Here is a 13492-nt window from a genome sequence, read left to right as displayed (position 1 = left end):
CCACCCTATCCCCGGGGCGGAGGACGTCTGCTTCTAGAAGAGCTGTACCTATGGGAACCGAGACCAGTCGGAGATTATCGGGAATGGCATGAGAGATCCGAAGCTCACCCTGGGTTCCTCTTACCACCATAGCCGGAAGGAAAACCTCCTCCTTGAATATATCCCTCTGAGATATCTTCCCCACTATTTGGTCAGGCTGGGAGATGGCTTCTGGATGGGCAAAGAGACGGGGGACTTTTCTGACCTTTAGCATTTCTTCCCTGATGATGGTATATTTCGGAATATCCAGGCCGGCCATAACTACCACGGTCAGATCATCTTCACCGAATATCTGGCTGCGGAGAAAGGATATGTAGCCCAGTACCAGGATCCCCAGAGATAGAAGAAAGGCGGCCGTCAAAAGCCTTCGGAGGCGATTCTTATGGGGAAAGGGAAGCTTCTTTAATTCTGATCTTCGCACTTTATGCAGTCCCATATGTTACTTATATAGGTGAGATATATGTGAGCCTTCCAACATCAGTGGGAGCTTTTGATCATCCACAGTGAGTAAGACAAAGGTCCTGATCAATGGACATAAATGAACATTTCCATTATTATTGGAGCCGGTGCCCAGCGATTATGGATGATTACTGTATATAAGTTTCTAGTTAAATGTGTATAAGTGTATTATACCAAAAGGAAGGGCCTCTGTAAAGAAATTGAAGGGGAGACATCGGCAGGTATTAAAATCTGAGAGAATACCCCATGGCTACCAGGAAGGGATAGAATGTTCCCAGAAAATCCCGTCGGATAGACCCTGGCTGTAGCTCTCTGCTAAGATCTATCCGGTTCTCTATCTAAGAAAATAACAATATCCCCCTTTTGAGCCATGGAGGGAAGAAGAGTGCCCCCCATCAGCTCCAATACCATTTGGGCTGAGGGAATCAGGGGGGTGATCCGGAAGGGCTTCAGGTGGGAGTAAATCCTGCAGATGTGCTTGTTTTGGTCCAAAAAGATCACATCCAGAGGATATTTCAAGAAAAAAGTGTGGATCGATCGGCACGGTCTAATTAAGATCCCGTCATAGGAATTTCCAAAGTCTCCCTTGAAAATAACCCCATTTTCATGCGACGTGGTGCGCCGCGGCGCATGGGCGATTTCTTTGGTGGCCCCCAAAAGCCTTTTTACAAAAGTATCGGCCACACATACGTTCTGGCAGAGAATAAGCTGGCGAGTGGAATTATAGGCCAACAATTATCATGTCTCCTGAGAGTAGGATATGTGTCACAGGAAAATCGATTTACTTTTTTCAGAGAAGAAACCCGAGAGAAGAGCTCCGTGAATAAAAAACTGAAAAAGTAAGGATTCTCGGAAATTCTAAATAGGCAGGGATACACTGTTTTGTTTCAAATTTTTGTTTCAAATCCGCTTCAAAAGAGTCCAGTCCTTCTTTTTGGATCCCCTATCCCAGTAGATCTCGTAGGTCTCTCCATCCTCAAGTTTGACGATATAGTGGACCCGATGACGCCGCTGCCACCAATGGGGGCGCCGCAGAGGAGCTTTGCCTAAGCCGTGTTCCTCCCACACTTCCAGCACTTTCTGAATCTCGTAACCTTCACCCCGCCATCGGAAAGCCAGCGGAAGCTTTCCACCTATTCTCTGCTCGAATGTCACTTCGATGTTCTCAGCAATTAGTTCGCCCATAACAAATCTCCGCAGGTCTAGCGCCACCCCCATGGAAAAGACTTCAGAACCGGAGAAGCTCTATGGAGATTAGTGGACAGTCCACCAATAATTCATTTATTCGATCTCAATTAGCTCATACTCCCGATTCCCCAGACCGATCTTCTCCCCATGCTTCAACTGATAGCTCCAGTCAATCTTATGAACCACGGCAAACTTATCGGAAGCCCTCAACTGATCGCCCAGGCGGGAATCAGGTAGACCAGGAGCTGAATTCACCAGATCTACCGAAGCCTGATCAATAGCAATGGGGTCGGTGGAGGCCAGGATGCCCAGGTTAGGCACGATAGGAACATCACTCCATCCGGGACAATCCCAATCTGGGGAGATGTTCAAGAGAAAGTTCATAAAGCCACACTTTCCCGGTTTGGTGACCACTACTCCCAGAGTGTATTCAGACATCCTCTCCTGGAGACTCCCTTCTTCTCCCTGGTCCCAGTTAACCGCAATGGCTCCCTCCAGGCAAGTTATGGTACATTCAGCACATCCAATACATAAAGAATAATCTATGAAGGCCTTCTTGGCCTCATCCAAAGCGATAGCTTCCTCGGGACAGACTTTGACGCACCTCTTACAGCCCGTACATTTGCTCTGGTCAATCCTGGGCTTAAGCGAGGAATGTTGGATTTGCTTACCCGCCCGACAGGCTCCTCCCATGCCCACATTTTTGAGAGCTCCTCCAAACCCTGTCGCCCCGTGTCCCTTGAAATGAGTGAGGGCGATCATGGCATCGGCCCGGGCCAGAGCAGCACCGATGCGGGCCTCCTTCAGACGCACTCCGTCGATGGATACCACTTCATACTCCTGGCCCCGCAGGCCATCAGCCACAATAAAGGGCGCCCCTACTGTCTCATAGCTGAAACCATTTTTTAAAGCACTCTCCATGTGGTCCACAGCATTGGAGCGGTAGCCCCCATAAAGAGTATTGGAGTCGGTAAGAAAGGGTTTACCGCCCTTCTCTTTAATTTTTTCCACCACCCGACGCACCAGGGGCGGCTGGAGAAAAGCCAGATTACCTGGCTCACCTATATGTAGTTTTATGGCTACCAAATCATCTTTCTGGATAAACTTTCCAAAGCCAGCCCGCTCAAAAAGGCTGGCCGTCTTGTCCAGAAGATTTCTTCCGCTTCTGGTTCGGGCAGTGGTGAAATAGACCTTACTGGCCAAGAGATACCACTCCCCCTTCTTTTCAATTTCATCTCTATTTTTAATCTGGACCCAGTTCTACGGGTTTATTATACCGCCAGGGGATAGAGGGGGGAATGGCATAGCTTTCCGGAGGTTCGCTCTATTGACAAACGCTACTCGGTTGCATTAGAATAACCACATGAGCCACACTGTTGCCCTAATCAACCAACTTCGTAATAAAAAATTTCGAATCACTCAATTACGAAAAACCCTGATCGAAGAACTTGGAATTTCAAAAAAGCCTCTTTCTGCGGGAGAGATTATCGAACACCTCAAAAAGGAAAAAGTCATCGTTCATAAAACTTCTGTCTACCGCGAACTCGCTTTTCTCCTGGAGCAAGGTGTGGTAAGAAAAATAACTTTTGGAGAAAAGAAGGATAGATTCGAGCTAGCGATTATGCACCATCACCATGCCGTGTGTCAAAAATGTGGAGAGGTTGAAGACTTATTACACGTAGAGAAAAAAATAAAGCAGATAGAACAAACACTTTCACAAAAACAATTTAAAGTTGAGCACCATCTTGTAGAATTTTTAGGTCTTTGTAAAAAATGCCAATAGGCGAACAAATAGCACACAAAACAACTTTCCATATCACGATGAGCCCCAAATAGTTCAGATTAATTCTAAAGACCGAGGTAATAAGACTAGACCTTGGTCCAAAAATTCTAGCCAAAAAGATACGGAGGGAGAAAGATGCAAGCCAATGTAAGAAAAAAATGTGAGACAAGAAGCAAGTGGATTATCCTGGCTATGGCGGGATTGCTTTCCCTGGCTCTAAGCCTGACCGCCTGTGCGCCCGCGCCGGCCGCCCCCGAGCCAGCCGAGCCCGCGCCGGCAGTGGAAGCCCCCACCCCAACCGAGCCTGCCCAACAGCTAAGCGGGAGATTAGATAAAATTAAAGTTGCAACGACCGTCTATCCGTTAGCTGAGTTCGTGAAGGCGGTCGGAAAGGAAAGGGTGGAAGTGTCTTCCCTAATACCACCGGGGACAGAACCTCATGAATTCACTCCTACTCCGCAAGATCGAGTTACCATCGAGCAGTCGCAACTTTTTGTTTTTGTCGGAGCTGGCTTTGAGCCCTGGGCAGATCGGATTTTGCCCGACCTAAAAATGGCAACAGTACAAGCAAGCACTGGCCTATCTCTCCTTCCGGCGATCGTCGGACATGAACACGAACATGGACACGAAGACGAGGCAAATGAGGAACATTTATTTGATCCTCACATTTTAGCCGACCCCGTTCTTGTTCAGGAAATAGTAAACAATATCACTCAAAAACTTTCCGAGATTGACCCGGCAAATACCAGTTTCTATCAAAATAACGCAACATCTTATAAACGCAAACTTATAGATTTGGACAACCGATTTAAGGCGGGGCTTGCCTCATGCCAAAGAAGAGATTTTATTACTTCGCACGCTGCATTTGCCTATCTGGCTAAGCGATACAACCTGACGCAGATTCCGATTGCCGGCATTTTTGAAGAAGACCCATCCCCGGCGAAGTTGGCCGAAATTGTTGAGTTAATCAAAGAAAAAAATATCAACTATATATTTATGGAGAGGCTTATTGGCAACCCAAAACTCACGGAAACTATCGCTAAGGAAACCGGAGCAAAAACACTGGTATTGAATCCGCCCGAAGACATTACAACAGAGGACATTGAAAACGGAAGGGACTATTTTAGCCTTATGACAGAGAATCTTGAAAATTTACGACTAGCGCTGGAATGTCAATAGATGATCTATGAACCTCATCGAATTAAAAGATGTAAATTTTAGTTACAATGGCGAACCCGTACTTGTAAATATCAGTGTTGCCATAGAGAAAGGCGAATATGCGGGCATCCTTGGCCCAAATGGCGGCGGGAAAACCACTTTCGTAAAGGTTATTTTGGGTTTACTTCGTCCCACCTCTGGACATATTACCTTGTTTGGTCAAGATACTAATATTTTTCGCGATTGGTCAAAGATTGGTTATGTGCCGCAAAGAGCCACCCAAATTAACATCCACTTCCCAATCACCGTAGAAGAAGTAGTCGGTCAAGGACGTATTGCCAGGCGAGGAATGCTTAGAAAATTTTCCCAGACTGACGTAGGCGCGATAAACAAAGCACTCCATATAAGCGGCATCGAACATCTGAAGCATCGGCTGATCGCGGATCTGTCAGGCGGAGAACGTCAGCGCGTATTCATCGCACGGGCCCTTGCCAGTGAGCCAGAGCTTCTTATTCTTGATGAGCCAGCAGTCGGCGTCGATCTGCCCTCGCAAGAAAATTTTTATCAATTTCTGGAAGATTTGAACATAAGACTCGGACTGACCATACTATTTGTCTCTCATGACATTGACGTGTTGGCCAATCAAGCATCGTGCCTTATTTGTCTCAACCGCGGACTAGTTTACCATGGCACGCCGCGAGAGATTTTTAAAGAGGAGCAATTGGAAAAGGTTTACGGAAAAAATGTAAAGTTTATTCTCCATGGCCACTAATTAAGATATGCTAGAAATTTTTCAATATAGTTTTATGATACGAGCCTTTGCGGCAGGGCTCATAATTGCCGTAATTGCTCCCATTATTGGCGTTTTTCTCATTGTTAGACGTTATTCCCTATTTGCCGACACGCTTGCTCATGTATCTTTGCTTGGTATCGCCGTGGGAGTACTGACGTATACGAATCCTATATTAACTGCGCTTGCCACGTCGCTTATCGGGGCAGTTGGTATGGAAAGGCTAAGAGCGAGAACGAAAATTTACGGGGAATCAATTCTTGCCCTCTTTCTCTCTGGAAGTTTGGCGATTGCCACAGTAATTATTAGCCTGGCAAAAGGATTCAACGCCAGTCTTCTTAGTTTTCTTTTTGGGAGTATCACTACCGTACTGACGAGTGATCTTTACCTCATAGGCGGTCTGGGTGTAGTTATATTAAGCACTATGTATTTGGTGTATAAAGAATTATTCTTTATCGCCTTTGACGAGGAGGCGGCAAAGGTTGCCGGTTTGCCAGTTGAGAAACTAAGCCTTCTTTTAATGATTCTTTCTGCACTGACTGTAGCACTTTCCATACGAATTGTGGGTGTTCTGCTCATCGGAGCGCTTATGGTTATTCCGGGAATTACGGCCATCCAATTTAAGCGAAGTTTTAAACAGACAATTCTACTTGCAGTGATATTTTCTCTTCTTTCAGTAATTGTGGGTTTATTTTTATCGTATTATTTTGGACTTGCCAGCGGGGGAAGTATAGCTGTTGTTGCTATTATCTTTTTCCTTTCGAGTCTTCTGTATCATCCCGTTCGTTCATAAACCACCTTGACCTCTGCTTTAATGCGATCTTTCAGGTAGGGGCTAGTGGAGGCATGGGAGACTTGGTAGAAAATTTTGGCAGAAGAATCACCAACTTTAAAATGGTCGGGATGGTGGGATTTGAACCCACGACCTCAGCGTCCCGAACGCTGCGCGCTAACCAAGCTGCGCTACATCCCGACAAGAATGTCTCTGAGCCAGGCATTGAAGAAAGTCTTGAAGAGGAGGCTTTTTATGGTGAACTACTCCTCCCTTACGGAAGGAGCCTCCTGCTTCATCGGCCACCTGCGGTGCCTCTGACAGGCCTGAATTCGGGTGGTCCCCACCCTACTGCGTCCGCCCGACATTCCCATTCGGCTTTACAGAATACAGGGCTCCCGGGCGCTGCTGTTATTCTGACCCCTTGCCTGCAGGTAGACGCTTATAATAATATAGCACAAAGGGAAGAGAAAGCAACCGCCTCTCATCCCCTCCCTTACGGAAGGGGACTTCTCGGCGGTAAATTCAACGACTATGGGTTCCCTTAGCCGTCAAACTATTATAAAATAGCTCCTATAGCAGAATGAGTTCCTGGCTCGGTACGAGAGCTCAAAGAAGATAGGGAAGTGACTCGCCATTGAAGAACAGAGACGGTCTTCTTACCTTTGCCCTCATCGCTCTGGTTGCTCTTCAAGCTCTTGCTCTTCTGGTCAGCTACGACGATAAAGCGGTGGCCGAACGGCTTCTTCAGAAAAGGTCCGGGGTAGAAGTAATAGAAACAGACGTTAGCCGGGCTGAAACATCTGAGGAAGCTAAACAGCCACTTGAAGAACCCTTAACTGAGGAGGTCACCCCGGAGGAGCCAAAGAGCCCGGAGGGATTTACCATCCGGGAGGTAGAGATAGCAGAACTTCAGCAAAAGATCCTCGCCGATGCCAAGAAACAGATAACCGAGCACATTATTAACAAAGCGGGGTACTACGAAGGTGGTTACCCTCCTCCGGGAGAGGGTCTGGCCACCGATGTGATAGCCCGGGCCCTCAGGAGCGCGGGCTACGATCTAAGGGAGCTTATGTATCAGGACATGAAGGCTTACCCCCAGGATTATCCGTGGAAGCTCTATGAGATTAAGACGGTAGATAAGAATATCGACTTCCGCAGAACCCCTCATCAGGAGGCCTTCTTTAAGAAATACGGTCTTGATCTGACCAATGAGCTTAAACCGGGCGATCCAGAAAATCTGGCCCAGTGGCTTCCCGGGGATATCGTCTTTTTCAGCACCAAGGGAGATGATTGGTCAGACCATGTGGCTATCGTCTCCGACACTCTAAGCCCCGAAGGTGTCCCCCTGGTTATCCACAGCGCCCCTGACCCGGGCTATGTGGTAGAGGCAGACATTATGACTAATCCTAAATACAAAATCGTGGGTCACTATAGATATCCCCCACCAGGGACTGAATAGCTTCAATCCAGAGGAGGAAACTACATGCGCTTGCTCCCTACTATCAAGAACAGAATGGGGAGACCCCTGGACCTGGACAGCTTGAGAATAGCTTGTCAGGAGAAACTCCCGCAGCAAGAGGTGGCTCTAGCATATCTCTTTGGCTCCTATGCCAAAGGAGGGGCTCATAAGTTCAGCGACATAGATATCGCCCTCCTCTTTGACCCAAATCTTTCTCAACAAGATTATCTGAACCGGGAACTGGAGCTGATCCAGATCTTCCAGGATCTGGTGGAGGATGAGGCGGTCGATCTTACTATCCTGAATTTAGCACCTCCTGATCTCCGTTACCGGATACTCAGAGACGGACTGCTGCTCTTCTCTTCTCTGGAAAACCTGCGGGTGAATTTTGAGATCCGCACCACTGAGGACTATTTTGACGTGCAGCCTTATTTGCGAACTTATGGACAAGAGCTGTTTAGACAGATAAAAGAGAAAGGTCTATACGAAGATAAGGAGAAGCGAATGGTAGACCGGGATCTCATTGAAAGACAGTTAACTCTTTTGCGAGACTATGTGAGTAAGCTGAGAGAACTTCAGTCCTACTCTCTGGAGGAATTCTCCACTGACTTCAAGATTCAGGCTAGCGTGGAGAGATTCCTTCAGCTTGCCATCGAATGCTGCCTGAATATTGGCAATACGCTAATATCGCAAAAAGGTCTCCGTCGGCCAGATGAGCTCGCCTCTATCGCTGGCATATTGGCTGGTAGCGGGATTGTCCCTCCAGAATTCGCGGCAAAATTTTCTGAAATGATCAAGTTCCGAAACCGCCTGGTCCATATTTACTGGGACCTGGACCGGAAGAAGAGCTACCAAATTCTCCAAAGTGATCTGGGTGATTTCGATACCTTCGCCCGGGCCATAGTGAAGTATCTTGAGATAGAAGAGATGGGGGACTGAAAAAGACCAGCAGCGGACAGCCTGGACAGAGGGGAGCTCGTAATCTTGCCAAAGCAGCAAAGATGTCTTCCTGGATCAAATTGCATCAGCCCGATATGCAATTATATGTATGCAATTATATCTTTCTCGTTACTATTGCAATGATGAAGAAATATATTTTGTTTGTTTGCACCGAGAATGCCTGTAGAAGCCAAATGGCTGAAGGATTTTTTAATTATTATAATAAGAATCCGGATTACCAGGGCATAAGTGCTGGAACAAATCCGAGTGGCCAGATCAACCCTGTAGCCATTGAAGTTATGAAAGAAAAAGACATTGACATCTCCCGCCAGTCTTCAAAAATGTTGACTCCAGAAATGATCATGAATTCTCACCAGATTTACACCATGGGGTGTGTGCAGGAATGTCCCATTACACCTCCGGACAAAACAGAAGACTGGGGACTGGAAGATCCGGCAGGGAAATCTAGGGAGGCATTTAGAGAAGTAAGAGCTGATATTGAACATAGAATCAAGAGACTGCTTTCTGACCTGTCAGAGTCCTAAAAAGCTTCAGCCTGCCGAACTCTAACCAGTGTCGGCAAAAATTAACCCAGATTTTACCTTCCCTTAAATAAGCCTTAAACCAGGGTTTAACTTCCTCTGCTAGGCTAGGTAGAGAAGGCAGAACTGGTTTAAGGTTTTTTGTCTAAGTCAAAGTCATCAAACCCTCATGCCACAAGTGGCACAAAGGAGCATGAAATTAAGATGTATTTTCAGAGGGAAACCTTATTTGGTCTACCTACCAGGGGGCTCCAGAGACACTATTTCAATGGTGAAGTCTATAAATGAGACGGGGTGCTCCAGGGAAAAGAAGGAGGTGAGACGCCTGTGATCTAGAGCAGTGAGATAGTGAGTCGAGGATGACCGTCACGACGAGCCACAAATAGTTCAGATGAATTCTAATGAGACTAGACCTTGGTTGGAAAATTCTAGCCAAGAAGATACGGAGGGAGAAAGATGCAAGCTAATGTAAGAAAAAGGTGTAAGACAAGAAGCAAGTGGATTATCCTGGCTATGGCGGGATTGCTCTCCCTGGCTCTAAGCCTGGCAGCCTGTGCGCCCGCGCCGGCCGCCCCCGAGCCAGCCGAGCCCGTCCCGGCAGTGGAACCCCCGCCAGCCGAGCCCGCCCCAGTCGAGCCTGCCCCGGAATTAAGCGGTACCATCGTGATAGATGGATCCAGCACTGTCTACCCCATCAGCGAGGCGGTAGCTGAGGAGTTCCGAAAGGTGCACCCTAAGGTCGAGGTGACGATAGGAGTTTCTGGCACCGGTGGAGGCTTCAAGCGATTCGCTGTTGGGGAGACGGACATCAACAACGCCTCCCGGCCCATTAAGGACTCCGAAGCAGAGGAGGCTGCTGCCAATGACATCGAATTCATCGAACTCGAAGTTGCCTTCGACGGTATAGCGGTCATGGTTAATCCCCAAAACACCTGGGTGGACTACCTGACCGTGGAGGAACTGAAGAAGATCTGGGAACCAGAGAGCACGATCAACCGGTGGAATCAGATCCGTCCCGAGTGGCCTGATGAACCCATTCGCCTCTATGGTCCGGGCACAGAGTCAGGCACCTTTGACTACTTCACTGAAGAGATTATGGGAGAGGAAGATGCCAGTCGCACCGACTATACCGCTTCTGAGGATGACCACATCCTGGCAGTGGGCATTGCCGAGGATAAAAACGCTCACGGTTACTTCGGCTATGCTTACTATGCGGCAAACAAGGACAGGCTAAGGCTGATCCCTATTGACAGCGGCCAGGGTCCCGTTCTCCCTTCAGTGCAAACCATAAACGACGGGACGTACTCCCCCTTGTCTCGGCCACTATTCATCTACGTGAGCACAAAGGCTCTGGAGAGGCCGGAGGTGCAAGAGTTCGTGCGCTTCTATCTGGAGAAGGCTCCTGTCCTGGTTCCTGAGGTGGGCTATGTGGCACTACCCCAGGCAGACTATGATGCGGCCCTCCAGCAATACTTTGGCGGCTAAGGAAACTCGTAATTGGAAGAAGTAGTGAACTAAGCCTGGTAGGCTGCAATCCAGTAACTCTCAGTATCGAGATGACCAACGGCCGTTCCTGGCAGGGTATTGCCTGCAGGAACGGCCTCGCTTATAATAACTGGGAAATGAATCTTAATAAATGAGCCAGTACCTGGAGAATAACTATGCAGAAAGATGTACCAATGCTCGTGGGAAAGGTAGAGACCCGCACCGAACTGGGGCGTCTGCTTTTCAAGAGAACCAAACGCCGCCGCCTAAAAGAAGGAGCCATCCATGGGATACTCTTACTGTGTGGGCTGGTCTCAGTTCTCACTACTATAAGCATCGTCATTTTTCTGTTCACTGAGACGATGGGCTTCTTTCAGGAAGTGCCCATCATCGAATTCCTTACCGGAACCAGGTGGACGCCCCTTTTCACCCCCAAACATTTTGGCATTCTGCCGCTGGTGGGAGGAACCCTTCTGGTCATCGCAGGCGCAAGTCTGGTAGCCCTTCCCATCGGCCTGGCCAGCGCTACTTATCTCAGCGAGTATGCTCCGGACGGGGTGCGTCGGCTGCTCAAACCACTTCTGGAGATTCTGGCCGGTATCCCAACCGTGGTGTACGGCTATTTCGCCCTTACCTTTGTTACCCCTTTGCTGCGCCGCTACCTCTTCCCAGATATGAGCGTCTTCAACGCCCTGAGTGCCAGTCTTGTGATAGGGACCATGATTCTTCCCATGGTTGCCTCGTTAAGCGAGGATGCCATGATGTCCGTGCCCCAATCTCTCCGGGAAGCAGCTTACGCTCTAGGCGCCACCAGGTTCGAGGTAACCACGCGGGTGGTCCTGCCGGCAGCCCTCTCTGGCATCTCCGCTTCTTTCATCCTGGCCATCTCTCGCGCCATCGGCGAGGCTATGATCGTGAGCATGGCGGCAGGCGCAACTCCCAAACTGACCATCAATCCCCTGGAAAGTATTCAGGCCCTTACAGCCTATATCGTGCAGGTGAGCGGCGGTGATACACCCCGCGGCACCCTAGAGTACCAAAGTATCTTCGCCGTCGGCACGACCCTCTTTGTGATGACTCTCATCATGAACACCCTGGGTCAGCTTGTAGTCCGCTACAGGGAGAGATACTGATGAAGACCAGGGACATCTTCGACAGGCGGTTCCTGGCTCGCCAGAGGATAGGCAGAGGTTTTCGGGCAATCTGTCTGGCAGCGACCACGGTAGGAATTGTAGTATTAGCAATGCTACTCGCAGATGTGCTTTGGGACGGAGTAGGCTGGCTGGACTGGCAATTTCTTAGTAGCTACCCTTCGCGCTTCCCTGAGCAGGCAGGTATCAAGCCCGCCCTATTGGGAACCCTCTGGTTGATGGGTCTGACTGCTCTGTTTTCCCTGCCCCTGGGCGTGGGGGCAGCCATTTACCTGGAGGAGTACGCCCCCCGCAACTGGTTGACGCGGCTCATTCAAACTAATATCTCCAACCTGGCCGGGGTGCCTTCTATCATTTATGGTCTGGTGGGCCTGGGGCTCTTTGTGTCGATACTGGCTCTGCAGCGGAGCATCTTATCCGGGGCACTGACTATTACGCTGCTCATCCTCCCGGTCGTAATCATCACCGCTCAAGAGGCCATCCGGGCGGTTCCCGATGAGCTGCGCCAGGCCGCTTACGCCCTGGGTAGCACCCGCTGGCAAACCACCCACTACATTGTCCTTCCCGTGGCTCTTCCGTGGATTTTGACCGGCTTTATCCTGGCCATGTCTCGGGCCATCGGTGATACCGCCTCGCTAATTGTGGTCGGCGCCGTGGCCTATATCACCTTCGTACCAGGCAGCCTTTTGGATTCTTTCAGTGTGCTACCAGTCCAGATATTCAACTGGGCATCTCGCCCCCAGAAAGAGTTCCAGTATCTTGCGGCCGCGGCAAGCATCGTACTTCTAGTAGTACTACTCACTATGAATGCAACAGCCATCCTGCTCCGAAACAAGTACCAGAAAAGATCCCAACTGTAATGCCGATGCATACCGACGGTGCGATCCTGGAAACCCGCAACTTAAACATCTGGTACAGAAACTTCCAGGCACTTCGGGACATCACTATGAAAATAGAGCGCCACAAGGTCACTGCGCTCATTGGTCCCTCGGGGTGTGGAAAGAGCACCTTACTGCGGTCCTTTAACCGCATGAATGACCTGATTCCCTATGCTAGAGCAGAGGGTCAGGTTCTGTTCCATGGTCAGGATCTGTACGCCCGTGAGACCAATCCCACCGAAATTCGGTACCGGATCGGCATGGTATTTCAGAAACCCAATCCCTTTCCCAAATCGCTGTACGACAACGCAGCCTTTGGCCCTCGGATAAATGGTTACCAGGGCAACCTGGATCAACTGGTTGAGCGGTCCCTCCGTCGCGCAGCCCTGTGGGACGAGGTCAAGGACCGCTTACATAAGAGCGCCTTGACCCTCTCCGGTGGCCAGCAACAGCGTCTCTGCATCGCCCGAGCTCTGGCGGTGGAGCCCGAAATCATCCTTATGGATGAGCCCTGTAGCGCTCTGGATCCTACTGCCACGCTGAAGATCGAGGACCTCATATGGGAGCTAAAAAAGCGCTACACCATCATCATTGTTACCCACAACATGCAGCAGGCGGCCCGCGTGTCGGACTACACCGCCTTCCTGATGATGACAGAGGAGGGGACAGGAGAACTGGTGGAGTATGGTCCGACCGATCACATTTTCACCCGACCCAAGGACAAACGAACAGAAGATTACATCACTGGCCGCTTTGGCTGAGGGCTGGAAGATAAATAATTATTGGCGGAACGGCAAAAACTAGATTTTGGGTCAACTTGCGGTCCGATTTAGATGCCCCGGATGG

15 protein-coding genes and 1 tRNA gene are annotated in these 13492 nt (G+C 49.3%); 11 read left to right on the top strand and 5 right to left on the bottom strand.

The window, feature by feature from the left end; genetic code table 11:
* From HW443_RS01210 to HW443_RS01195, 4 genes are all read right to left on the bottom strand, one after another.
* Nucleotides 1-460: SAF domain-containing protein (locus HW443_RS01210; RefSeq protein ID WP_176237835.1), on the bottom strand; the 460-nt coding region annotated here is incomplete at its 3' end.
* A 353-nt stretch (nucleotides 461-813) separates the two neighbouring features.
* A complete protein-coding gene (locus HW443_RS01205) occupies nucleotides 814-1233 on the bottom strand; it encodes a DUF192 domain-containing protein (protein WP_176235165.1) in 420 nt (139 codons plus the stop codon).
* Between the two features lie 165 nt (nucleotides 1234-1398).
* The gene (locus tag HW443_RS01200) at nucleotides 1399-1683 is read right to left on the bottom strand and encodes a DUF6504 family protein (RefSeq protein ID WP_176226796.1); all 285 of its coding nucleotides are present in this window, start codon (nucleotides 1681-1683) and stop codon (nucleotides 1399-1401) included.
* A gap of 96 nt (nucleotides 1684-1779) precedes the next feature.
* Nucleotides 1780-2889 carry a DUF362 domain-containing protein gene (locus HW443_RS01195; RefSeq protein ID WP_176237834.1) on the bottom strand — a complete coding sequence of 370 codons (1110 nt, stop codon included), beginning with the start codon at nucleotides 2887-2889 and terminating at the stop codon, nucleotides 1780-1782.
* Between the two features lie 160 nt (nucleotides 2890-3049).
* On the opposite strand from HW443_RS01195, the gene HW443_RS01190 reads away from it, so the two are divergent.
* The 4 genes from HW443_RS01190 to HW443_RS01175 all read left to right on the top strand — a co-directional run bounded on the left by HW443_RS01190 (nucleotide 3050) and on the right by HW443_RS01175 (nucleotide 6210).
* Nucleotides 3050-3469: a Fur family transcriptional regulator gene (locus HW443_RS01190; protein ID WP_176226798.1), complete on the top strand. Its 420-nt coding sequence runs from the start codon at nucleotides 3050-3052 to the stop codon at nucleotides 3467-3469.
* 135 nt (nucleotides 3470-3604) lie between these two features.
* Nucleotides 3605-4648 (top strand): metal ABC transporter solute-binding protein, Zn/Mn family, encoded by a 1044-nt coding sequence (locus HW443_RS01185; protein WP_176235163.1) that lies wholly within the window; start codon nucleotides 3605-3607, stop codon nucleotides 4646-4648.
* Nucleotides 4649-4655: 7 nt separating this feature from the next.
* Entirely contained in the window at nucleotides 4656-5399 is a 744-nt protein-coding gene (locus HW443_RS01180; RefSeq protein WP_176235162.1) for a metal ABC transporter ATP-binding protein, read from the top strand.
* 7 nt (nucleotides 5400-5406) lie between these two features.
* Nucleotides 5407-6210 carry a metal ABC transporter permease gene (locus tag HW443_RS01175; protein WP_176235161.1) on the top strand — a complete coding sequence of 268 codons (804 nt, stop codon included), beginning with the start codon at nucleotides 5407-5409 and terminating at the stop codon, nucleotides 6208-6210.
* 102 nt (nucleotides 6211-6312) lie between these two features.
* On the opposite strand, the gene HW443_RS01170 is transcribed toward HW443_RS01175, so the two are convergent.
* Nucleotides 6313-6390: transfer RNA gene (locus HW443_RS01170), tRNA-Pro, on the bottom strand.
* A 436-nt stretch (nucleotides 6391-6826) separates the two neighbouring features.
* Between HW443_RS01170 and HW443_RS01165 the strand changes: the two genes are divergently transcribed.
* The 7 genes from HW443_RS01165 (at nucleotide 6827) to pstB (ending at nucleotide 13407) form a co-directional block, all read left to right on the top strand.
* Complete coding sequence (locus HW443_RS01165) at nucleotides 6827-7651, top strand: DUF1287 domain-containing protein (protein WP_176235160.1); 825 nt, start codon at nucleotides 6827-6829, stop codon at nucleotides 7649-7651.
* A 24-nt stretch (nucleotides 7652-7675) separates the two neighbouring features.
* Complete coding sequence (hepT, locus tag HW443_RS01160; RefSeq protein ID WP_176235159.1) at nucleotides 7676-8590, top strand: type VII toxin-antitoxin system HepT family RNase toxin; 915 nt, start codon at nucleotides 7676-7678, stop codon at nucleotides 8588-8590.
* Nucleotides 8591-8652: 62 nt separating this feature from the next.
* Entirely contained in the window at nucleotides 8653-9135 is a 483-nt protein-coding gene (locus HW443_RS01155) for an arsenate-mycothiol transferase ArsC (RefSeq protein ID WP_258190438.1), read from the top strand.
* Nucleotides 9136-9588: 453 nt separating this feature from the next.
* Nucleotides 9589-10617: a PstS family phosphate ABC transporter substrate-binding protein gene (locus tag HW443_RS01150; RefSeq protein ID WP_258189781.1), complete on the top strand. Its 1029-nt coding sequence runs from the start codon at nucleotides 9589-9591 to the stop codon at nucleotides 10615-10617.
* A gap of 176 nt (nucleotides 10618-10793) precedes the next feature.
* Complete coding sequence (gene pstC / locus HW443_RS01145; protein WP_258188958.1) at nucleotides 10794-11750, top strand: phosphate ABC transporter permease subunit PstC; 957 nt, start codon at nucleotides 10794-10796, stop codon at nucleotides 11748-11750.
* A complete protein-coding gene (pstA, locus tag HW443_RS01140; protein ID WP_176229149.1) occupies nucleotides 11750-12628 on the top strand; it encodes a phosphate ABC transporter permease PstA in 879 nt (292 codons plus the stop codon). Before pstC ends, pstA begins: the two co-directional genes overlap by 1 nt.
* Complete coding sequence (gene pstB, locus HW443_RS01135; RefSeq protein WP_176235158.1) at nucleotides 12628-13407, top strand: phosphate ABC transporter ATP-binding protein PstB; 780 nt, start codon at nucleotides 12628-12630, stop codon at nucleotides 13405-13407. The genes pstA and pstB overlap by 1 nt, the downstream gene beginning before the upstream one ends.
* Nucleotides 13408-13492 lie beyond the last annotated feature (85 nt).

Source organism: Candidatus Hakubella thermalkaliphila, from assembly GCF_013281975.1.
Taxonomy (GTDB): domain Bacteria; phylum Actinomycetota; class Humimicrobiia; order Hakubellales; family Hakubellaceae; genus Hakubella; species Hakubella thermalkaliphila.
The sequence above is the reverse complement of the archived record's forward strand: the minus strand, read 5'-3'. Positions and strand labels throughout refer to the sequence as shown.